Genomic DNA, 23,121 nt, shown 5'->3' on the forward strand with positions numbered 1-23,121 from the left:
CCCGCAAAAGGCGAATACGATACACCTGCGCCTGCGAAACGGTAAGGGCAGCGTGGCGGATGGCCGCACATCAAAGACGATCTCGGGTAGTAACCCTGTACCGCACTTCCCTTGAGCGAATGGGTCACCCTCCGACCTCACTCTCAAGGAATAGAGCGAATGAACCCGACAGAACAACGTACGCTGCCCAATGACGCAGACAGAGCTGCACTCAAGGTCATGGCCACCCAAGTGGTCACGGCGTGCCCGAGTCTCAACGACACGGCCCGACAGGTGGCCATTGAAGTTCTCGCCAGGCAGGGCGTTACCGGCCTCGACCCCGATCACGTCTATTACCATCGATTCAGAACAGCTCAGAGCCTGTCCACATCATTCACCGGTTGGCAGCACTATGGCGAAAAGCCCTATGAAAGCCTGACCCTGACGCAACTGGTAATACACCGGTTCCGCGCCACGGATCAGGACAACGCCGACTTGCTCGGTGTATACGGCGGTTTTTACAGCGCAGGACCAGACTCCGAAAACTTCGATGCAAGCAACGAAGTCCGGCTGCACGGTCACGAGGTGATCAACGACTTCTGGAACCTCAATTTCAGCGAGCGTTACCGCAACGGGCTGCAGTCGTTCTGGAGTCAGCACTCCAGCGAATTCCGCACACTGGCCAAATGCAACTTCCTCGGCAAAGCCGTTGAAGCCCGGGAGCTCGGCCACCTGAACGACGAAGACTTCCAGACTGCAATCAGCGCGGTCATCGGCCCGCTGAGCTGGCCCGTGAGCCTGCCAAGTCTGCAAGCCGAGTTCATGCCCGGCCATGGCCTGCGGGTTTGCGCACTGGATATCGACGGCCGCGTGGCCACCGACATCCTGCGCATCATCGACTCGACCGGCCGGCAAATCCTTTATGTGCCCGGCGACAACCAGCCATTTCATGTGCTGGACACCCCCGCCGACCTGCATTGGTGGGCCTTGCAACAGTTGAACGAGAAAGCGCCGCGTGAGCTCTTCCTCAAACATTTCTCGCTGGCTGACCGGCACTGGATGACCGAACACATCAGTGACCTGATGAATCGACTGGTCAGCACCTGGGGGCATTCGGATCATCATCTGATCAACCGTAACGATCACACGGTCACGGTGGATGCATTCAGCTGGCTGCGTGACTGTGCCCATAGCGCGATGTTCGCCGAAGCGGATCTTTCCCTGACCTCAAACGCGGATCTGCGCAAGAAACTGTGGATCGGTTATCTGAGCGCCGGCCTGAAAATATTTGGCCCGATGACTGTAGTGGGCTGGCCCGTGGCATTGCCGGTCATTGGCGCCAGTCTCGCCGACATGGGGCTGAACATCGACAGGGCGGTCAATGGCAGGACTGCCGCGGAACGCAAGGAAGGTGTCCTGGCGGCCATTTTCAGCGGCATCGACGCGCTGTTTAATATTCCGTTTCTCAAGGGCACAGGCGCACTGGCGGAGCTCGACGTGCCGTCAGAAGCCATCGAAGCAAGCGAACTGACAGAAGCCGATACAGCAGCGGAACTGGAGCCAGAACAACCGAATGACATCGTGCCTGTTCTGCCAGAACAGCCCTCGGTCATATCCGAACCAGTGCAAGCTTCACAAATCCCGCAACGCTTTCAATCCAACGCAATCCTCGACGGTCTTGATCCGGTTACGGAGCCGGGCAAATATCGCGGCATCTACAGACTCGACACCGATCCTCCCTACGCCATCCAGATGAACGACACGGCCTACTGCGTCCGTTACTTCAACGACTCACAGGGTGGCGGATTCTGGGCGATCATCGACCCGGCCAAACCCAGCCAACTGATCCACGCCATACCCGTGCGCTTGAACAGCGAAGGCCTGTGGGAGCGCATGACCCGACTGGGACTCAAGGGAGGCGGCCAGTGCCTGGGCAGGCAATGCACCGTCGATGTGGCACTTGAACTTGATACACGCGAACCCTCGCCCGCTGAGCCGGAGCCGTTGGTCACACAACCTGGACCGTCAAACCCTGCGCCCAGCGAGCCGCCGAACATCCGACTGGTCAAGACGCCTTACGCAGTCGATCCGCAGCGGGAGTTCGAACTGAGGCGTTGGGCCCTGCAATTACGTGAAACCCATATTCAACTGCGAATTGGCCCTGACGGCGGGCTGATCGCTCCGGATCGCTATGCCCTGTATTTCGCCGATAAAGCCCGCGCGCTTCGGATCTCCGCCAGGCGCTTCTACAAGAACCTGCCATGGGCAAACCTGCCGCCACGCCCGCCGATACCTGCAATTACCTCTTCAATGACCTTCATGGATTTCGTAGCACAGGCACTCAAGGAAGCGCCCGGTCTGGTGATCGGCGAAACCCCGGGCCGAATCACCAGCATGCGACTGATCATTGAAAACATGCCTGCTCTGGCGCGCGAAGGCGTCAAGACGCTTTATGTGCGCCGACTGCTCAGCGACTTTGCCCAGGCTGACCTGAATGCATACTTCAAGTCCGGCGTCATGTCCGAGGACTTGCAGCAGTACCTGAGTCGCCTCGGTACCGATCCGGCAGGGCGGTTCGACGAACTGGCACTGGTCAAAAGCGCCCGAGAAAACGGTATTCGAGTCCAGGCGACCGATTGCGCGGCCTCCTACAAAAGGCCCGATACGCTCGCACGGCCCGAGGAGCAAATCATGACCAATCACCTGACAGCCGACATCATGTTTATCGACAAGAACCTGAATGACGTCGGCAAGTGGGTGGTACTGACAGGCGTGGAAAACACCAATACGTTCAGGGGCGTTGCCGGCATCAGCGAACTGGAAGGCGGCATTGGCTTGCGCATTGAAGAAGTTGATCCGGGACTGGGCGAACGTGTCTCACCGGACCCAGGCATCGATATAGAACGGGGCCCGCATTCAGAAACGCTGGTACAACGCGGGACTTTCGATACCCATTACGTCGACGCGCTGGTGCAATTGGAAGCGGCGCCGGTCAGCCGAAGCGAACTGCAAATACACCGACTCCTGTATCGCGCGGGCATGTATGTTTTCGAACGTTCGCAAGGTACCTATCGGTTGTTCCACAGAAGTGTGAACGGCGAGATTGTACAAACCCCTGTCCAGACCTTCGCAGACGGGCGCTATTACATTGATCGCCCATCCTGGGGTCCGGTACACCGCGTCCCCTACGATAATCTTGAGCAGTTATCCAGCGCACTGAAACAGATGGGGCTGCAACTGCAAAGCCGCCTTCCCCACTGACCTGCCCATTGCCACAAACAAAAAAACCCTGGCCGAAGCCAGGGTTTTTCATTGCATCAATACAACCGGTGTCGCGGGATCACTCCCACTCTATTATCAATAGATGTTGTAAAAGCAGCTAAATCAACTAATTATTGAAAAACCATAAGCCAGTACCACGAAAAAAACCATGCTCAGCATCACGTATCGAGCATATCCCACTCATCTCCGAGCACCCAGCGAATTGCTGATAGCTTCCCATTGACCATTCCCCACTCGAAGTCAGACCAAGGCCCCAACTCTGCGATGCCAATCTCCTCCTCGGCTCTTTTCATGGAGGCAAGCATTCCCTCCCAAATGGTATCGACCAGGAGGTTGCGCCGATCTTCCAGAGTAGCTTGGTCCCAGACTTCTTTCGTCACAAGCTTCGCTTCACCGTCTTCGACGCGAGCGATAATATTCCATTTTCTGTTGTACCAAACCTGCGTGGTCAGCTTGTTTTCTGCCTCAAGCAGTTCAGATAACTGCCGAGGGTCTTGACTGAACTCACGCTCGAATCGAGTTTCTTCGATCAGGTCGCTTGCAAATTCGCTGAGTAGCGTACTTAGGTTGGTTTCGTATCGTGACCTCACACCATCAAAAAGCGAGGCCAAATCGGGATGCGGGAGACGCGTGTCAGCCCCCTTTTGGCTGAAATCGTGAATGTTATGGGTCACGAACGCAAACACGTCATCTTCTTTGCGCTCGGCTATCGCATCAATGAACGTCTCGATGATGATGGCATCCCCAATCCCATTCATTTGCCGGTGAAATGGGGCAACCTTGGCGATAGCCCGATCCGCCGCACGCACCTTGATGCGATCGCTGACAGGGACGGGGGACGCTTCCCCGATCAGCTTTTCGATCAATTCCACCGCCTCGTTCACAGCCTCTCCGCCAGTAGCGACTCGATGGTCGACTTCGTTCAGCTGTCTCAGCGTGGCATCTCGACCTTCTTCGGGGGCAAATTGCATAATTGCCTCCCTGACACGCTTGAAGTGACTGGAAAGGCTTGCTCGACTTGTCGCCATGACTCGGTCGCGATTACGAGCAAATTCGTCAATGATGATCTGCGGCATGATCAGAACGACCTCCCCAGATTCAGCCATCGCAGTCAACGCGTCCAGCAAAGGCAGGTGTCTGGGGTCTTTCGTAAGGTCAAGCCATACAGATGTATCGATCAACAGGTTCAATCTCATTCGCGCTCGTCCCCTGTCGTGCCGACCTTTACTGTGGAATCCCTTCCAACCACCCTTTGCAGCTGACGTAGCAGGACGGCACATTCGGCGGGGTCGCCGCCGCGACGTACTTCGGCAAGCAAAGCTGCTGCATAGGCCGGCCGGGCCTGGAAATAGGCAATCATAGCCTCATCATGCGGCCTATCTCTCATAGGTGTTCACCTCCTCACAAAGCGCGCCGTTCCAGTAGCCCGGCCTACGGACCAGACCAGCTAGACGAGCATACTAGCGTCCCGACATCCTTGTATCACGCTGGAAACTGCGTTCGGCATCCTGCTGCGACAAAACAGGATTGCTAAGCGATCTACTCACGGCGCATGGCTCTTACAGGTCTGACTGATCCATAAGCTCGTACTCATGACTAAAAATAATAGCCTTGTGATATCATTCTTGCGCCTAAGTGCATAATCGTGTGGTGAAAGGAGTCAACATGAGCGACGAGGAAGCAAGCAAGTACCCACATAGCGCCATTTCCACTTGGAGCGGATTCGTTTACCAAGGAAAAGTAGCGCTTTATCATTGTCTGAAACTTATCAATCAAGGCGACTGTGATTTCCAGCTACAGCTCGACAGCACAGACGATTTTGCCATTTATAAAAACAATAAAGTAATAAGCGCCCATCAGGTAAAGGCAAAAATCGGTGACTATCGCAGCAACTACAAAGACGCTTTAAAAAAGTCAGCTTTAATAGAACTCGACAGAGTCGCAGGAATCAAAAGATATTTCCACATATCCCAACCTATCAACGATGATAGCGACTATATAGACCCCAATAACGAGCGAGTTGAATTTTACGCATATGGTGCTGTACGCCACTGCGAACTTGACAAGATTGAAGAACTAACAAAGCAGGTAATCAAAGAAATTTACGCCCGACAAGCGGTAGTCTACGATGATAGCCTTGTAGACGCCAACTACTGTCTAGCATCTGATAAAATTAGCTCTCAAGCGCTAATTATTCACGCAAAAATACAAAATGATGGTGACGCTCAGCGTATAGCAGCTTATGAACATCGGGTGCCTGCGGAAAGCATTCTTAAAGACATAATGGACGCGAATCCATACGAAAGAAAAGACTATTACGCGATCGAGTTGAAGGCGCGCCTACACACATACTTGGAAGAAAGGTTAGCTGAATCGCTCCCAGGTATGTCGGACGCGGCATACGAACGAGCTAGACGTATCTACGAGCTTATAAGACTCTCTGAGGGTGGCGACTTCAAAATACTTTGTCAACTTATGAAGCCGTCAGAAAAATTCTCACGCATACAGAGTTCAGATATACGTCGATACTCAGACCTCCTGCATACAATCAGTGCTGAGCCCATCTTAAAACGACTACCGCACTATTTAGACAACGATAATAAATTCTACGCGCCTACAGCATTATACTTACCAGAACCAACAGACAAGAAATACTGTACATCTGAAATTATAGCAGAAATAAAAAACAATGATGATCTAGGCAGGCTACTATTCGAATTTAACAATCTTATTGCAGCCAAGGCCAACGAGAGCTTCACAATCGATACAAAGTATACAAACTATCTCGACACAATCACCCCTGACGATCAGAATCGCATCGACAGCAACATTACCAAAAGTTTGTGCATCAGCATTTTAACAAAAGACGACGCAGAGGCTCGACTTAAATGATTATTGACCTCATTCACCAAGCCCTAGATGCACACAACTTTTCCAAAGTACATGAGAACGACACTACCGGCTTCTATGTTCGAGAAGATGGCACCGCGATCAGATTTGCAGTCTTGCACAGGTTAGACAGTTTAATGAAGCCTGGCGACCTCAATGCCACCATTAATCAGTCAGCACCGGTAGAGTTTATAACTAACCCAGCCTTTAAAAAGAATTGCGATTTAATTTGCATTCATCACCTTGACAAGCTTGCCGAGTTCAAAAATTACGAAGAGCAGATTTTTGAAATAGAAGAAGATCCTCATTTCTATAAAAAATACGTGCTTTACTATAGCGACACAGAGATTGAAGCGATTAAGGGAATCAACTTTGCCAAGCTGAACGAACTGATTTCAGACAAAGCACAGTTCGACATATACAAAAACGAACCCACAGCCGCCACTAAATACAGCGCAGCCGCAAAAATATTCATTAAGCTGCCATTTTTGGCGCTTCACATAAATAAAGCGGAACTAATCCCCCTTCGTTTGCAAATCGACGAAGCAGTGGCCGAGGCCGACCTTAGCAAGACCTATGAAACAATACAGAAACATGGCCTATTAAATGTGGAAGACTTGATCAAGGAACTGATTAACGATGAACTGGCAAATTTCCAAAATTGAGATTTCAAGCTTCAAGGCTTTCAAACAAATCCATCTGGATTTCGGCGACTCATCACTATTGACATTGGATGGCCCTAACGGGTTTGGCAAAACCAGTATATTTGACGCGATTGAATTATTGTTAACCGGCAGCATCAAAAGAATTTGTCATTTGTTCACCACATTAATGATGGGAAATAGAACAAATTACGAGGACAACTTGCTTTGGAATAACCGCTCCGGCGACAAAGACTTAGCAATTAAAATAGAGTTCACCAATGGCTCACGCAAGCTAATTCTAGCGAGGCATACACCCGCAGCAGACTTTGACGAGAAATCAAACAATCGAGCAGACCAGTTTGCTCATCTCATGCTTTACGAGTTACCTGAGTTCTCGTCAAACGATTATATACGAGATAATCTTCGCAGCGAAAGCTTCATTGAGGAGCTATTCGGCAAAAACTTTAAAGAGAATTTCTCTTACTTAAATTATCTAGAGCAGGGCCAAAACCAACTCCTCCACACGCGAGTAGACAAGCGCAAAGAAGCATTAAACAATCTTTTCAATATTAGCGACGTAAAAGCAGATAGAGATAATTGCAAGGCCATCGCTTTGCGGCTTACAAAGTTTATTAGTGATCCAAAGCGTGCCGCAGATCTGTCAAGGCTAGAGTCGGAAGCCGGCTTACTGAAGGGAATGATTCAGGCAGACTTAGGAGCAATAGAATATAAAAATGCCTCTACAGCAGCGCTGCAACCTGGCTGGGACAAGGAGAACCCCTTCCCCACATACTCTGCGGAGATCCATGGAGAATACATCGAGACCATCCAACGCCTTCAAAGACTGGCTCAACAAAAAGGAGCAATACAGTCTAGAGACAAAAACGAATCTATTGAAAATTATATCGAGCTGAATAAGGACTCGATCAAGTGTCTGGCGCACTTCGGCACTGACCTGAACAAATTGGATGGCCTCGAAGCCACCAAAAATGAGTTAAATGAACTGCTCAAACGTGGTGGCATTGTCAAACGCGGAGCTACTGTCATCAACGCCGATGAGGCCAATAGCCTTACTGGATGGTTCCAAGGGCGTTTGGAATGGTTCCTTGAGCAAATAATTACCCGCGACGCGCTTCAGCAAAAGAGCAGTGCCAACACCAAAGTTGCAGCCGAGCTGAATCGTCTGAAAGCAGAACTGGTGGCTGAGCACGCTAAACTCTATCCCGACGATCAGCATTGCCCAATGTGCGGAGCCGACTGGCAATCCCATGATGCGATGCTGCAAAAGATTGAAGTCAGGTCAAAGCAGATCAATGAAGCGCTAAGTGCTGATGGCCAGACCTTGATAAACCTCACTGGGCAGATGGCTGCGGAGCTGACTTTAATTGAAGCTCAGATCCAAGGCCGGGAAGCGGAGCTATCCGTAGGTTACAACAGCGCCCTACACAACGCCCTGCTCCGCGAAAAAGCTCGCTTACCGGCGATTAATCAACTCGCCGCCCGGCTTCAAGCCTTAGGCGTACAAATTGACTACTCGTTTTCTGAAAATGACGAGGAGGTGGACACTCGGACTCAAGCTTTGACAGCGTTCATCAGAAGTCAGAAAACAGCCGAGACAGAACCTCTTCCGCAAGATTGGAGAAATGTGATCACATCTGCATTCAAAGAGCTGCAAGATTTCTATATCGTTGAGCCTCAAACGTTGAGAGACAAAGAGCTTTATATCATAGCTAAAGCAAACGAGGCGCAAAGCAGCAGGCTGAAGCAGTGTCTTGATGAGCTACAGATCATTCAGCGTGAAACAAAAGCAGCGCAAATTGCTAAAGCCAAGGTCAACAACCTAAAGTCCACCTTAGAGAAAACAGAGCGCAGTTACTCTGAACAAACGATTGCTGAAATTGAGCTGATTTTCCACATATATAGTGGTCGACTCATTCAGAACTATCAGCGTGGCTTGGGTTTATTTATTGAAAGTAAGGATGGCAAAGAACTCAGGTTCCTCACAGCAGAAAAATCTGAGTATGATGCGATTTTGTCGATGAGTTCTGGACAGGTGTCAGCACTCAGCCTAGGCTTTTTCCTCTCACTGAATCGAGTTTATTCAAGCGTACCGCTTATCTTAATCGATGACCCGTCCCAGTCGTTGGATGAGGTCAATATCGCTTCTTTAACTGATCTACTTCGCTGTGAGTTCAGCAATCGCCAATTGGTAGTTTCTTCGCACGAGGATGATATCTCCTCGTATATGCGTTACCGATTCGCCAAAGCTGGCCTGAGCACCCGATCATTAAACATGCAACGCCTAGCTAAAGAAGCCTTAGTCTCCGCTGGCTGAACTATCATAATTGGGGCACATGGAACGTGCCCCTTGTGTACGATCGGCTTCACAAAACCATTTTTCAGTTTGAACAATAGCTCTCCTCTTCATATTTATGGCCACCTGTAACCACGCCGTCGAGGTTGGGCCTTCCCTTTGGTGCCCTCTGTCATGACTCGTGCTCCTATTTTTGCTTTTCAGACGCGGCAGCGGCTAGGGCCTCGCAGAGCAAGATATCGTCGAACCGTAGGTGAGTGAGGAGCGGTGTTGAGGGGGAGCAGGCGCAGCCTGTGGACCCACAACACACATCTTGCCGTCCCGATAAGTGCAACCTCACATAAATTTAAGGAAATTTTCCGCCACCGCAACAAAACCAACTTATAATTTCCTAAATTATTCTTAAGTTTCCTTGTGTTGCTTTGAATTTCCTTTAGTTGCCTTTAGTTTCCTTGCGACGAATCCCCCTACGGTCATTTCGGCCCTTTATGCACTTTGGTAGATCCGGATAGAAAACTATCCGCATGTTTATAACCATCCCATATCAGTGAATAATCGAAACTCGAGCGCCACAGACGAGGAATTCGATATGGATCAGGAATCAGGAACCCCCTTGGCTTATGCCTCCCGAAAGTTAGGTCGAAACGTAAGGCTTGCTATCGCGATGGCAAGCACATTCGTCGGAGTGGGTATTTACACTGCGCCCTCCCCTGCTTACGCCATCTATTGCGCAAATTGCTCGACGTTCTATCAACAGATGTTCGAGTATGCCGAACAGGTCAACACGGCACTAAACACAGCCCAGCAACTTCAAACTCAAATACAGCAGTATCAGAACATGGTCACACAAGGCACTGGCCTACCCGATTCGATGTTCGGGAGCATCGCTGCCGACCTTAAAAGTGTGATCAATATCTATCAACGTTCGCAGGCGTTGGGCCGTCAAATTGAGAACATGGATGCGCAGTTCAATACTGCATTTCCAGGCTTCGAATCCTACCTTCAACAAGCGGCAAACTCCGCAGAAACTCCAACGCGAGATCGTTATAAAAAATGGTCGGAGCAAGGCCGCGACAACGCCAAAACAGCTATGGAAGCGGCGAACATCAATACCAGCACTTTCCAGTCAGAAGATGCTCTGCTCAACCAAATAGTGGCACGTTCGCAAAGTGCCGCAGGACGGATGCAAGCCATGCAGGCGGGCAATGAAATAGCTTCGCAGAACGTGCAGCAACTGCAAAAGCTGCGTGATCTGGTGGCCACGCAAATCAATATGCAGGGTAATTACATGGCTCAGCAAGGCGACCGAAAAGCCGCTAGCGAAGCAGCCGAGCAGCAATTTGAATCGCGTGAAAATAGACGCGGCGGTGTGAAGGGGTACTGAAGATGGTTATCTCGAAATGGGTCATGACCCTCATTTGCGCCGGGGCCGCGATGATGGGCTCAGTTGTCACCGTGGTCATTCAACGCGATAGCGACTGTGCTGTGGCGGCTGAACAACATAGGCAACAGCATGACGCAGATGCTGCTTTTGGGGCACGTCCTAACTCTCGCGGCGGCGTTAAGGGGTACTGATTATGGAACGTCGCCTGCTCTTATTTATTGCCTTAGCAAGCATGCTCTTGGCTGGAAATGCTATGGCTGCAACAGACCTGTCCCATGCCGACACCTCGGTTCAGGGCCTGCTAGATCTCGTTTTGCAGCAGTCTCACCAGTGGTCAGGAAAGCTGTACGACTACGCCATAAGATTATTTTGGCTGCTCGCCACTATCCAGTTCATCTGGACGTTTATGCCTCTGGTCATGAAACAAGCTGATTTGGGCGAGATAGTCGGAGAGCTGCTGCGCTTCATCATAGTGATCGGTTTCTTCCTGGCGGTAATGACCTACTCCGTGGAATGGTCGACAGCCCTTGTCGACAGCTTCCGCGATGCGGCCGCATCAGCGAGCGGTCTTGGCCGAGCGTTAGAACCCGGCGATATGCTCGCGGTAGCCCTGGACTTCGGCCGCACTATGGTGAAGGGCATTTCAGTGTTCTCTCCGGGCAAAGGAGTTCTGATCGCAGTATGCGCGGTACTGGTCTTGGCGTGCTTCGCCTTTATCGCAGCGTTTATGTTTGTGACGCTTGTAGAGGCCTACGTAATCATCAATGCGTCAGTGCTGTTCTACGGTTTTGGTGGCTCGCAATGGACACGCGATTTCGCGATTGCTCCCATGCGGTTCACCGTGGCAATCGGCGCCAAGTTGTTCGTCTTGACTCTGATCGTCGGGCTGATCGTACAGTCGGCCAAAGAATGGTTAGCTGCCTACACCAACGATGAAGCCTCATTGATGACAATGGTCGGTTTAGCCTTGGTGTGCTGCTACCTGACGAAGACGATTCCTGACCTAATCGGCGGCATGATTAGCGGCACATCAATGGGCGGCGGCTCGACCATTGGTGGAATGACAGTGGCTGGTGCTGCCGGGGCGGCAGCTGCTGCGGCCACTATCGCCACGGCTGGGGCTGCCGCTCCTGCTGCTGGTGCTCTCGGTGCTTCTGGGACTAGCGTTGCCGCCGGTGCCAGTGGGGCTAGCGGGGGGCTGGCCACCTCGATCAACTCCAGCTTTGCCGGTGCGCCTGCGGCGACCGCCTCCAGCGGCAGTGCAACCGCTGGCATCAGTACAAGCACGGGCGGACAAGCAGCTGCCAAAGGGGCAGCGGCTTCCGGTGCTCGATTAGGCGGGAGCGCGGCCCCACAGCAAACGGCAAGCAGCGCTAAGCAGGCCAACGAGCAGGCTGCAAAAAACGTCTTGGGCAGCAATGACAAAGACCAACAAGCAACACAGCAAGGAAGCGTTGTCAGCTCCGGCAGCGCACTTTTCCAAGCAGCAAATGGCGGAGCAAAGGCACTCGGAGTGATGGCCTCAATGGCCGTGCCGGGCATGGAGAGCGCGCACTCTTTTACTCTTGGTGCCGGCTCTCCATCCCCCGCTTCTGATGAGTCCAGTACGACCGTTCCGCCCCATAGCAGAGATGCTGCAGAAGCAGAATCCAACCTTATTCGTCCGGCCTCTGAAAGCAATTCCCCACTCGGCCAACTGACATCGCTAAATGTGCCAGGAATGGCCTCAAGCAACGACCAACCGGAGAAACAACTATGATGGCAATTTTTAAGTTCGCAGGATTCGCCGTGTTCGCATCAACCTCCGCAATCGCCTTGTGGGCGCTCGGTAGGTGGCTACGGAGCAAAGGCCATGGACCATTGCTCGATAGACTGGATCAACAATGGACTGCTTTGCAGCTTCGAGTTAGCCCGCTGGCCCTTTCGGCATCCTTTCACATGTTTTCCGGAGCGCAGCATCTGAATCGCCTCCCTTTGCTGGGTAGCAAGAGCAGTGCAGCCCAGGCCCAACAAATTGTGATGGCGATACGAGCGGTGCAGAAAGCTCAAAGGAAAGAGGCCCCCGAGAATCGTCAGTAGCTCATTCAGCAGTAAGGGTGGGGGCATCACCACTCCCCGCCCATTTTCAGAGATGCGCGATTAGCAGCAACATTAGTAATACGCACGGACTTTGAACATCCCTCAAAGGACGGAGAATCAGCGAGGCAAAGCTGCGGGTAACCTGCGCGAATGGGCCGCCGTCAAAACCCTGGGGGCTTCGCCATTAGTAATACGCACGGACTTGTGCCAACTCCCACTACCCCCTGTGATCCTGCCCCCTTTGGTGCAAACCAGACTGTGTTGATATCAACAGCCCGAAAGTTTTTCTGTGTGTAATACGCACGGACTTGTCTCAAGCTCCTGGGCCGCTGGCTTACCCGCTCGATACCAACTGCGGCGACTCATTCCAAGGGCCTCCCAAGGCTTCTGGCGGGTCAGGGACGCCTGTTCGTAGGTTTCCCGGTCTACCGCACCGGCGGCGCGTCGGCGCGCTTCCTCGCGCTTCCGGTGACGCTCTGCGGCCTCGGCCTGGCTGACGATGGTTTTAAGCTGCCGCTGTTCCTCGGTGGTGATCCTGAACAGGTTGATAAGGGTGTCATTCTTGGGCGTGTAAAGGGGCGTGAACTCCTTGCCACCAAAGGTGACTTTCTCCCCGGCCTCGTAGGCTTTGGCCTTGCTGAACAGTGTCATCAGTTCCTTGGAACGGCTGTTCCACTGCGGATCGAGTTCGCGGGCCAGCGCTGCCGCTTCGTGGTACATCTGCTTGCTGTTGGTCGCCCCGGACAGCAGCAGGAAATTCAATCGCCAAAACAGGTGCTGCATTCGGCTGCCTTCACTGACACCGCCGCGCAGCTCGGCCAGCTTGCGCAGGTCTTCCAGCCGATCCCACGCGAGCTGTCGGCCGGAAAACCCGCGCAGATTGTCAGCTTTGCTGCCGGGCACCAAAAGGAAAGGCTTTCTCGTTGCGCGCTGTTCGGCCTGTTTCTGTTGCTCCTGCCGTTGCTTCTCGATAGTCCATCGGGCTGCCGGTAGAAGGGCCTCGGCCAGATACTCGAAGTTGTAGCGGATCGGCTGACCATCAAGGCCGCTCTGGACATGAACCACGCGGCAGACTTCGCCGCTCTTGCTGTTGACCGTCTCGACGGTGCGCAGCACGCGACTGGCGTCCTTGGCCATCGGGTCAGCCCCGACGTGCGCGAGACGATCCACAAGGTAGCGTTGGCAGACGTTCCAGCGGGGCAGGGCCTGTCGTGGAATCGTGCCCTCCAGTAGCCACTTGGCCTGTATGCCCCGGCCGCTGTAGATCAGCACGGACGGCGGCGGCAAGCCCTCTTCGGCGCAGAAGTATAGGACGGACGCGGCCAGTTGGTCAGACGCTCGCCCAGCCAGCGCGGGCACGCGGTAGGTGTCGAGGTCGGCGAACAGCAGACCAAGCCGCAGAAGATTAACGACTCGCCTATTGGGTCGGATGAACTCTGCTTGGGACATCCACGTGTCACGTTTTTTGTCCAACAAACTGAGCACTTTTGGCATATCAGCCAAACGATGAGAAGACTGGCGCTTTTCGCCTCGGGAGTCGACGAGCAACGAAAAAAAACCGGCTCTCGTCCTATCGTGGTACATCTGCGCTTCGTCCTGAGAACTGAAAAGCGCAAGCTGTGAACTTGCGCTATTCAGCTCTACCAGAGCGTTTGCAGTGTCTGAGTAAGGACGCGATATCGACCTTGTCTCAGGCCTTACTCGCACCGCTCAGACTGCCATTCCTGGCCTAGGAGCAGGGCCGGACTCCCTGCATGTATCAATCCACTCTTCTACCTCGGCTAAATCCCACACGACCTTGCGGCTACTCACCGCAATTCGACGTGGAAATTTACCCTTCATTTCAAAGTTATAGATCGTGCGCTCACATAGCGGGATCATCGACAGGAGTGTCTTTTTGTCGATGAGTTTTTTGCTCGATGGGTGCATAGCTAGGCCCTACCAGTCACAGCGAATGTGTGCCTGATCGTGCCTTTAGGTGCCTATTGCTTCGACAGAATGATTGGCTAGAATGGTTGACATGAAAAAACAAACGACCATAGCCATTTGGGAAGCGTGTGACGCCTCCGTCAGAGAGGCCCTTCACCGATTCCTTGATCGCTGGGAGCCTTACTCCACAGCATCTAAACGCTATCCGATCGTTCGTCTGGTCGAAGAGCTTATCGACCCAGCCGTAGCGGCATATGCCGAAACGCTTCCATCGCGTTATCAGGGCCATATACCCGGAGCAGGAACAAATGTAGCGTTCAGCGCGATTATGCAGCTGGTTGGCGTTGCCGCTATGGTCCGCCTACAGCGTCAACTGCTACGAGCCTTTGTTCTGACCCACGACAAGCAGTCGGGAGATGATCGCCGCTTCATTGCGACGCTTGAGACGTTGATAGAACTGGTGCTCGCATGTAAGCGCAAGCAACCGTCTAACAAGGATATGGGCGGTTTGAACGGTCAACGCTTGAAGGGGTTTTGCAGATTCTGCGGCGCGCGAGCAGAGCTAGCATTGTTCGCAGAAGGTGAAGGTCAGCGTGACCTTGATGAACACCTTCGCCTGAGCAACCTGTACTGCACCACCCACCGCCCAAAGACACCAGATGGACGCTGGAACCCGGCATACAGGCAAGCTATGAGATCTGTAGCGCAGTTCGACCTAGAGCTGGCCAGATTGAGCAGACAATGCGCGATACGAGCAGAGCCTAAGGCAAAGTCAGGTGACGAGCTCATCGACACGTATATCTTTCAGTACATGCTTAGCCAAACACTACATCTAGCGGACGAAGCTCAGCTAAGAAATCTCGCTCGACTAATGGTGGACATGAAGTTGACAGACCGGAGAAAGCAAATCCTCGTGTTGCAGAAATTCGGCTTCAATCAGTCAGAAATTGCTCGCAGACTAGAGATCGAGCGCCAAGCAGTTTCCAAGGCGCTTCGCTCAATCCCTGATAGCTTTCGACTTCCGACAGCGTAAGGTCGCCTTTAAAAATGCACGCATTGTTGACCGTACCGCCCTGAAGGGCGCTCCACGGAGCGTCGTAAAATTCTTGAAACATGTCCCACAGCGTTATACACAACCTATCACGGAGCGCCCATTGGAATACTTAGAAAACCGCATAAAAAGATTAATATCTGAAGCCAGACAACTTGAAGCAAGAGTCGCCTACCATCAAATCGACTGGAGCAACTGGACGCTAAATAAAGACCAAAATAATCCACCGCAGTATTTACTTGACGCGGACGACGAGTTTGTCAGACCTTTTCAGGAAACACTAGAGAGCATCTACCTAAACATCATCTGCTACTTAGACAATAAAAATCTAAATCACTATCTAAATACATACCTCCGAATATTTGGCAATAATCCGTCAAGTCTAAATCATCGAGATGAATTTGAGATAGATCATTATGGCTCGGGTGAGCCATACAGTGTATTCATAGCTAAAACTAGTAAATTCTTATCATCCTTCGAATTCACAGAATCAAGTGAAGATCAGTACGAAAGAATAACTGGCCTACAATACCTAGAAACGATACTTAAAAATACAGCCGTCATCATTTCAAAAAACAAATTAGCACCAAAATCAGAGGCCGATGTATACAAAGCGGTAAAGTCAACCCTAAACGTTGTCTTTGCAAGTTCAAAATCCCCAAAGAGCAATTTTATAAAAACAGCCAAAGAATATTGTCCAGACATATTAATCCCCGAGCTATATGCGGCCGTAGAATACAAATACGCTGCTGATGAACAGAAGCTGAAATCTACAATCGAGCAAATTGCGGCGGATGTAAAAGGCTATACTGGAGATAGTGACTATCGCGTTTTCTACGCTGTATTTTATGTAACAGAAGACTTCTGGGGACAGCAGAAATTTTCGAAAGCCTGGAACGACCAAAATTTCCCAAAAAACTGGATGCCAATATACGTTGTGGGAAAGTAATTATGGCAAATGACTAGACTCCCTGGGGCCTTGAATCAAGCGCAAGAAATGCGGATCGACAAAGAAGAGACTATAACCCCCTCTGGTCGTAGGCAGCCGTACGGACGCTAGCTGGCAGTCCATACTGTCTTCTCCAGTAGCAATAGACTGGAAACGGCCGTTGCCACCTATGTAAAAGGTAGCAATCGGCCGACTAAAGACAGTCAGCCCCCGTCCACTAACGGACCATAGCGAACGAAGAATTTATCGCGCTATCCACATGAAAGAGGTCGACAACTGACATATCAATCAGTACTGAATAATCATCTTTCTATAGAAATGGGGATCATTTAACGTAGGGCTAAACAAACAATCGACGAACTCGCCATCAGTCCCGCCAAAACCATCATCCATACCAGATATCACGAAGTAGCTTCTATAATTCTCATAGATCTCATAGTGCAAATTTTGAAAGAAATCTATAAAGTTTATATCACAAAAACATTCAGAAAGGATTCTAGACTCATAGAATCTCATTCTTTTGGTACTGCCATCGCTATATCTGTAGAGATGCTCTAAGCGATTCAATATATTATTCTCTACGATTTTTAGCTCATTTAACGATATGTCATGTCTGCATTTAAATGCACAGAATAAATAATAATTCGGATTTCCTGAGCTGTAGGATCTAGATGCTAGATCCCCCATGGTCAGACCTAGTTTTGCGAAACTAGGGTTGCTGGCGTCAGCACCCAAATAGAGCCATCCATCTCTTGACTCCATATCAAGCTTCGTCCTCTCCCAAACATACTCCATTTTGTAATCATCAAAGGTATCAATGTCTTCAATGGTTATTTTATCTTTTCTCAATCTCCCCACTCCCTAGCACGAAAAAACATAAAACCAGAAGCCTAAGAAGTCTTCTAAGGGATCCTGGCCTGCGCATTATGACAGATGTATTTACCTTACGGCCATGAGACACGTCCCGCCGATTCGTATCAGCTGAAGCAGTATACACTTGGCATTGCATACGATGACGAATTGCTTCTGGTCGTTAGCAATCAACCGTGAATTATTACTTTCACCCATCAGCCATACCTGTGACTGTTCATATCAAACGCAAATAACTAGTCAGCACCAATGAAAGCCGCTGCTTAAGCGCAGGGCAATTTCCCCCTAAGCGATTTGCTGGCATGGGAGATGACCATGCAGACTACCTATTCGTTTCTCGCAGTTTCTTAAGCGTCCATTCATCAATCATATCGGCCCAATCCTGCAACATCGCACGACGCTGATCCCGGTACTCGGCCTTGTTGTAAACGGCGCGCACACCTTTCTGCTCGTGTGCGAGGCACTTCTCGATCCAGTCGGAGTTGTAGCCCGCCTCATGCAACAGCGTGCTGGCCGTGCGTCGCAGGTCGTGGGGACCGAACTTGCCTAGGGGCACCCCTTCCTTTTGGGCAAGGCGATAGGTGAGCGTCAGTACCTGATTGATCGTAGCTGCACTCATCGGCAAATCAGAGTCGTAGCGTGACGGCAAAACGTAGTCTGAACCTCCTGCCAAGGTTTTCAACGCGATGAAGAAATCCAATGCCTGCCTGGACAGAAACACCAAATGAGGGTTTCGGCGCTTCATCCGCTCTTTGGGGATCGTCCATAGCGCCTCGCTGAAATTGATTTCACTCCACGTCGCATTGGTCAGCTCGCTTTTGCGCACCATCGTCAGCAGCAGGAGTTTGGCTGCGGCACGAACCGACGTCGCTGTCCCGATCCGATCCATGTACTGGTACATCAGCGCAATTTCATCAGGCGTCAGCGCCCGATCACGTGGCTCGAATTTGGCGATGCTGGCAGACCTCACCAGATCCGCTGGGTTTTCAACCTTCTGGCCACGCTCAATGGCCCAACGGAAAACTTGCAGCACGATCTCCCGTGAATGGACGGCGGTTGCAGGCGCACCCCGCTCCACTATGGCGTCCGTCAGCGCTCGCAGATCCTCGTGAGTGATTTCAACCAGCTTCTGATTACCAAACTTCGGCTTCAGCTCGCGCTCGTAGACTGATCGACGCATGTCTCGCGTCGAGTCCGCCATCTGGTAACCGCGCAGCCATTTTTCAGCCCAAGCGTCAAAAGTCTCAGCACCCTTCGTGCGCGCCTTCGCACGCGCTTTTTCCTTAGCTGGAGACTTTCCAGCGGCGACCATCTTCTTCGCCTCCCCTAGCCGCTCGCGAGCCTCTGCCAGAGTGATCCCCCCTAAGCCATAACGACCGAAGGTGATGGTCTCCTGCCGGCCGTTGATGGAGTAGTTGTAGCGAAAGGAGATTGAGCCGGCTGGGGTGACGGCCACGTACAAGCCGTCACGGTCAATCACCTTGTAGAGCTTGTCCTGGGACTTGAGATTTCGAAGCTTGGTATCGGTGAGCATGGCTTCCACTATTTCCATGAAAAAATACCATGCCCTGAAAAGCGCGGAAGAATGGGGCCCATCCCCAGTAAAACCGGGCCTTTAGGCCAACTCGATACCATGCCAAAACTGAGGCAAAGGACATGGTATTGAGCGTCATGCATGGCATTAGATGCAGTCAATACCCCGTACCATGCCACACAAACACCGTGCTTGGCGATGCAGAACGCTACCCGAATTTGCCAGACCCAAAAAGCCAAAAGCCCGCAATTACGCGGGCTTCAGGGCATTTTTTGCTAGATCGTGCCGGGCAGTGCCAGACGCGGGATCATTCCCACTCAATCGTCGCCGGCGGCTTGCTCGACACGTCGTAAGTCACGCGGGAGATGCCTTCGATTTCATTGATGATGCGGCCGGAAACGGTTTCCAGCAGTTCGTAAGGCAGGTGTGCCCAACGTGCGGTCATGAAGTCGATGGTTTCCACGGCACGCAGGGCCACGACCCAGGCGTAACGGCGGCCATCGCCGACCACGCCAACCGATTTCACCGGCTGGAACACGACAAACGCCTGGCTGACCTTGTGGTACCAGTCGGCCTTGCGCAGTTCTTCGATGAAGATGTGGTCGGCGCGACGCAGCAGGTCGGCGTATTCCTTCTTCACTTCGCCAAGGATGCGCACGCCCAGGCCCGGGCCCGGGAACGGGTGACGGTAGACCATGTCGTACGGCAGGCCCAGTTCCAGGCCCAGACGACGGACTTCGTCCTTGAACAGTTCGCGCAGTGGCTCGACCAGTTTCAGGTTCATTTCTTCCGGCAGGCCGCCCACGTTGTGGTGCGACTTGATCACGTGGGCCTTGCCGCTTTTCGCGCCAGCCGACTCGATCACGTCCGGGTAGATGGTGCCCTGAGCCAGGTACTTGATGTTGTCCAGCTTGCAGGATTCGGCATCGAACACGTCGATGAAGGTACGACCGATGATCTTGCGCTTCTTCTCCGGATCGGCTTCGCCGGCCAGGTTGTTCAGGAACTGGTCTTCCGCGTTGGCGCGGATCACCTTGACGCCCATGTTCTCGGCGAACATGGCCATCACCTGCTCGCCTTCATGCAGACGCAGCAGGCCGTTGTCGACGAAGACGCAGGTCAGCTGATCACCGATGGCCTTGTGCAGCAGCGCCGCAACCACCGAGGAATCCACACCGCCGGACAGACCCAGCAGCACGTTGTCGGTACCGACCTGTGCGCGGATGTTGGCGATGGCGTCTTCGGCGATCTTCGACGGGGTCCACAGGGCTTCACAGCCGCAGATGTCGAGAACGAAACGCGACAGGATGCGACCGCCCTGCTTGGTGTGGGTCACTTCCGGGTGGAACTGTACGCCGTAGTAAGCGCGCTCGTCGTTGAACATGCCGGCGATCGGACAGCTCGGGGTGCTGGCCAGGATGTGGAAGTCGCTTGGCATCTTGGTGACCTTGTCACCGTGACTCATCCACACGTCGAGGCCGAACAGGCCGTCGGCGTCGATGTGGTCTTCGATGCCGTCGAGCAGACGGCTCTTGCCGACCACGTCAACACGGGCATAACCGAACTCACGCAGTTCGGAGCCTTCAACCTTGCCGCCCAGTTGCTCGGCCATGGTCTGCATGCCGTAGCAGATACCGAAGACCGGTACGCCCAGGTCGAACACCGCTTGCGGGCAGCGCGGGCTGTTGGCTTCGTGCACGGACTCGGGACCGCCGGCGAGGATCACGCCTTTTGGCGCAAATTCGCGGATCGCATCTTCGTCCATGTCGAACGGGTGCAGTTCGCAGTACACACCGATCTCGCGCACGCGGCGGGCGATCAGTTGGGTGTATTGCGAGCCGAAGTCGAGGATCAGGATGCGGTGAGCGTGAATATCGAGGGCCATGATTCAGTCTCGTCTAAGTCATTCAGAAACAGTCGTGATTCAGAAACAACTCGGGGCTGAATAAAACAGCCCCGGTTGCTTAGCTTGTTGCTTGAAGGCTCAACCTACGCGGTAGTTTGGCGCTTCCTTGGTGATCTGCACGTCGTGAACGTGGGACTCGGCCATGCCGGCACCGGTGATCCGCACGAACTCAGGCTTGGTGCGCATTTCTTCGATGTTGGCGCTGCCGGTGTAACCCATCGAAGAACGCAGACCGCCCATCAACTGGTGGATGATCGCGCTCAGGGTGCCCTTGTAAGGAACACGGCCTTCGATCCCTTCAGGTACAAGCTTCTCGGCGCCTGCCGAGGAGTCCTGGAAGTAACGGTCGGAGGAACCTTGCGCCTGGGACATGGCGCCCAGCGAACCCATGCCGCGATAAGCCTTGTACGAACGACCCTGGAACAGTTCGATCTCGCCCGGCGCTTCTTCGGTACCGGCGAACATCGAGCCCATCATCACGCAGGAAGCACCAGCCACGATGGCCTTGGACAGGTCACCGGAGAAACGGATACCGCCGTCGGCGATCAACGGAACACCGGTGCCTTCGAGGGCAGCGGCAACGTTGGCGATGGCACTGATTTGCGGAACGCCGACACCGGCGACGATACGGGTGGTGCAGATCGAGCCAGGGCCGATACCGACCTTGACGGCGTCGGCGCCAGCTTCGGCCAGAGCCTTGGCGGCAGCGCCGGTGGCGATGTTGCCGCCGATCACCTGCACTTCAGGGAAATTCTCTTTGACCCAGCGAACGCGGTCGATCACACCCTTGGAGTGACCGTGAGCGGTGTCGACCACCACCACATCCACACCGGCATTGACCAGGGCTGCAACGCGGTCACCGGTGTCTTTACCGGTACCGACTGCAGCGCCAACGCGCAGACGACCCTGGTCGTCCTTGCTGGCCAGCGGGTAGGCCTTGGCTTTTTCGATGTCTTTGACGGTCATCATGCCTTTGAGGGCAAACTTGTCGTCGACGATCAGGACTTTTTCCAGGCGGTGCTTGTGCAGCAGCTCGCGGACTTCGTTCTTGTCGGCGCCTTCGCGAACAGTGACCAGACGCTCTTTGGGCGTCATCACTTCACGAACGGTGGCATCCAGACGGGTTTCGAAGCGTACGTCACGGGAAGTGACGATGCCGACCAGGTCGCCATCGTGCAGCACCGGAACGCCGGAAATGTTGTGCATGCGGGTCAGTTCGAACAGATCACGAACCGTGGCGTCAGCCTCGATGGTGATTGGGTCCTTGACCACACCGGCTTCGAACTTCTTGACCTTGCGAACTTCGGCAGCTTGCTGCTCGATGGTCATGTTCTTGTGGATAATGCCGATGCCACCTTCCTGAGCCATGGCAATTGCCAGACGGGCTTCGGTGACGGTGTCCATGGCGGCAGAAACCAGAGGAATGTTCAGCTCGATGCCACGGGTAAGGCGGGTCTTCAGACTGACTTCGTTAGGAAGCACCTCGGAATAACCGGGCACTAGGAGAATGTCGTCGAAGGTCAGAGCTTCTTGGCTGATACGCAGCATCGCGGGGGCTCCCGAGCGGGAAAATGGAAGCGCGCCATTATACTCAGACACCCTACCGGGCTCAATGTAAAACTTGTCTTATATCAATGTTGCTGATGTACGGGAAAAGTTGCCCTTACAGCTCGACCTTGACCCAGCTCACCGGCTGATCCAGCCAGTCGGCGAATTCGTCGATGAAACTCTGCTTGAACCCCGCCTCCAGCCAGTTGTTGAAGATGAAACCGAGGTTGGAAAACCCGCATTCCTGTAAATACAGAAAACCGTTGATATCGTCTTCATGCCCGCATTCGGGGCAGGTGAAGTTGTCGGTGCGGCCCGGCATCCAGTCTTCCAGACTTTCGAACAGCGCTTCGCCGATCTCCTGCCGGCACTCGGCGCAACCGGCCTCTTCGAGAAAACCCTTGGCCGGGGTGTAGATGCAGCGCTTGGTGATGACTTCCAGCCCATTGATCGGCTCACCGAACGGCAGCGCCTCGGGATGCAGCACCACCGCGCGGGCACCATCGGCGATGGCGTAGGCCATGCGATTGCCAGTGCGTCCGCAGGTGCTCAGTTCTTCCTTGACGATATTCCTGCGCACCAGCCAGCGCAGGATCGCCCGGGCCCGGGGCTCGTGCACCGGCAGGTTGGAGATTTTCGGGACGATGATGCTCTGCGAATTCATGAAAAGTCCTGCGGTATGGCTTCTGACGCCTTCGCGGGCAAGCCCGCTCCCACAAGGTTCTCAGTCGCTCACACATCCTGTGTCCATCTGAGAAATCTG

General features: G+C 53.0%; 17 protein-coding genes. 9 read left to right on the top strand and 8 right to left on the bottom strand.

The genetic code is table 11. From position 1 onward, the window contains the following. The first annotated feature begins 111 nt into the window (after window positions 1–111). Complete coding sequence (locus ACTJK7_RS06830) at window positions 112–3,240, top strand: membrane-targeted effector domain-containing toxin (protein ID WP_440779890.1); 3,129 nt, start codon at window positions 112–114, stop codon at window positions 3,238–3,240. A 179-nt stretch (window positions 3,241–3,419) separates the two neighbouring features. On the opposite strand, the gene ACTJK7_RS06835 is transcribed toward ACTJK7_RS06830, so the two are convergent. Beyond that, a complete protein-coding gene (locus ACTJK7_RS06835; RefSeq protein ID WP_392526744.1) occupies window positions 3,420–4,457 on the bottom strand; it encodes a PIN domain-containing protein in 1,038 nt (345 codons plus the stop codon). 469 nt (window positions 4,458–4,926) lie between these two features. Between ACTJK7_RS06835 and ACTJK7_RS06840 the strand changes: the two genes are divergently transcribed. The 6 genes from ACTJK7_RS06840 (at window position 4,927) to ACTJK7_RS06865 (ending at window position 12,571) form a co-directional block, all read left to right on the top strand. Continuing rightward, the gene (locus ACTJK7_RS06840; RefSeq protein ID WP_440779891.1) at window positions 4,927–6,153 is read left to right on the top strand and encodes an ABC-three component system protein; all 1,227 of its coding nucleotides are present in this window, start codon (window positions 4,927–4,929) and stop codon (window positions 6,151–6,153) included. Beyond that, window positions 6,150–6,815, top strand: coding sequence for an ABC-three component system middle component 1 (locus tag ACTJK7_RS06845; RefSeq protein WP_440779892.1), 666 nt, complete (start codon window positions 6,150–6,152; stop codon window positions 6,813–6,815). The genes ACTJK7_RS06840 and ACTJK7_RS06845 overlap by 4 nt, the downstream gene beginning before the upstream one ends. Then, window positions 6,790–9,129 (top strand): AAA family ATPase, encoded by a 2,340-nt coding sequence (locus ACTJK7_RS06850; protein ID WP_440779893.1) that lies wholly within the window; start codon window positions 6,790–6,792, stop codon window positions 9,127–9,129. Before ACTJK7_RS06845 ends, ACTJK7_RS06850 begins: the two co-directional genes overlap by 26 nt. Before the next feature lie 568 nt (window positions 9,130–9,697). Next, entirely contained in the window at window positions 9,698–10,492 is a 795-nt protein-coding gene (trbJ, locus tag ACTJK7_RS06855; RefSeq protein ID WP_440779894.1) for a P-type conjugative transfer protein TrbJ, read from the top strand. Window positions 10,493–10,685: 193 nt separating this feature from the next. Then, window positions 10,686–12,251: a P-type conjugative transfer protein TrbL gene (trbL, locus tag ACTJK7_RS06860; RefSeq protein ID WP_440779895.1), complete on the top strand. Its 1,566-nt coding sequence runs from the start codon at window positions 10,686–10,688 to the stop codon at window positions 12,249–12,251. Further along, window positions 12,248–12,571, top strand: a complete 324-nt coding sequence (locus ACTJK7_RS06865) for a hypothetical protein (protein WP_440779896.1) — start codon at window positions 12,248–12,250, stop codon at window positions 12,569–12,571. Before trbL ends, ACTJK7_RS06865 begins: the two co-directional genes overlap by 4 nt. 267 nt (window positions 12,572–12,838) lie before the next feature. On the opposite strand, the gene ACTJK7_RS06870 is transcribed toward ACTJK7_RS06865, so the two are convergent. Together ACTJK7_RS06870 and ACTJK7_RS06875 are read right to left on the bottom strand one after the other, a co-directional pair. Then, window positions 12,839–14,119 carry a replication protein gene (locus ACTJK7_RS06870; protein ID WP_440779897.1) on the bottom strand — a complete coding sequence of 427 codons (1,281 nt, stop codon included), beginning with the start codon at window positions 14,117–14,119 and terminating at the stop codon, window positions 12,839–12,841. A gap of 162 nt (window positions 14,120–14,281) precedes the next feature. Beyond that, entirely contained in the window at window positions 14,282–14,500 is a 219-nt protein-coding gene (locus ACTJK7_RS06875) for a helix-turn-helix transcriptional regulator (RefSeq protein ID WP_440779898.1), read from the bottom strand. 91 nt (window positions 14,501–14,591) lie between these two features. Here ACTJK7_RS06875 and ACTJK7_RS06880 point away from each other — a divergent pair, with 91 nt between their 5' ends. Together ACTJK7_RS06880 and ACTJK7_RS06885 are read left to right on the top strand one after the other, a co-directional pair. Beyond that, window positions 14,592–15,533, top strand: a complete 942-nt coding sequence (locus ACTJK7_RS06880) for a LuxR family transcriptional regulator (RefSeq protein WP_440779899.1) — start codon at window positions 14,592–14,594, stop codon at window positions 15,531–15,533. Between the two features lie 121 nt (window positions 15,534–15,654). Continuing rightward, on the top strand, window positions 15,655–16,500 hold the full coding sequence (locus ACTJK7_RS06885) for a hypothetical protein (RefSeq protein ID WP_440779900.1): 846 nt from the start codon (window positions 15,655–15,657) through the stop codon (window positions 16,498–16,500). A gap of 288 nt (window positions 16,501–16,788) precedes the next feature. Here ACTJK7_RS06885 and ACTJK7_RS06890 read toward each other — a convergent pair whose 3' ends face one another. The 5 genes from ACTJK7_RS06890 to ACTJK7_RS06910 all read right to left on the bottom strand — a co-directional run bounded on the left by ACTJK7_RS06890 (window position 16,789) and on the right by ACTJK7_RS06910 (window position 23,022). After that, window positions 16,789–17,349 carry a hypothetical protein gene (locus ACTJK7_RS06890; RefSeq protein ID WP_440779901.1) on the bottom strand — a complete coding sequence of 187 codons (561 nt, stop codon included), beginning with the start codon at window positions 17,347–17,349 and terminating at the stop codon, window positions 16,789–16,791. A 343-nt stretch (window positions 17,350–17,692) separates the two neighbouring features. Next, window positions 17,693–18,904 (bottom strand): tyrosine-type recombinase/integrase, encoded by a 1,212-nt coding sequence (locus ACTJK7_RS06895; RefSeq protein ID WP_440779923.1) that lies wholly within the window; start codon window positions 18,902–18,904, stop codon window positions 17,693–17,695. 307 nt (window positions 18,905–19,211) lie between these two features. Further along, a complete protein-coding gene (guaA, locus tag ACTJK7_RS06900) occupies window positions 19,212–20,789 on the bottom strand; it encodes a glutamine-hydrolyzing GMP synthase (protein ID WP_011335797.1) in 1,578 nt (525 codons plus the stop codon). A 99-nt stretch (window positions 20,790–20,888) separates the two neighbouring features. Beyond that, window positions 20,889–22,358: an IMP dehydrogenase gene (guaB, locus tag ACTJK7_RS06905; protein ID WP_011335798.1), complete on the bottom strand. Its 1,470-nt coding sequence runs from the start codon at window positions 22,356–22,358 to the stop codon at window positions 20,889–20,891. Between the two features lie 115 nt (window positions 22,359–22,473). Continuing rightward, window positions 22,474–23,022 carry a sugar ABC transporter ATPase gene (locus ACTJK7_RS06910; protein WP_108563177.1) on the bottom strand — a complete coding sequence of 183 codons (549 nt, stop codon included), beginning with the start codon at window positions 23,020–23,022 and terminating at the stop codon, window positions 22,474–22,476. Window positions 23,023–23,121 lie beyond the last annotated feature (99 nt).

Origin of the sequence: Pseudomonas sp. 22085 (genome assembly GCF_052045815.1) — a bacterium.
GTDB classification, from domain to species: Bacteria; Pseudomonadota; Gammaproteobacteria; order Pseudomonadales; family Pseudomonadaceae; genus Aquipseudomonas; species Aquipseudomonas glycinae.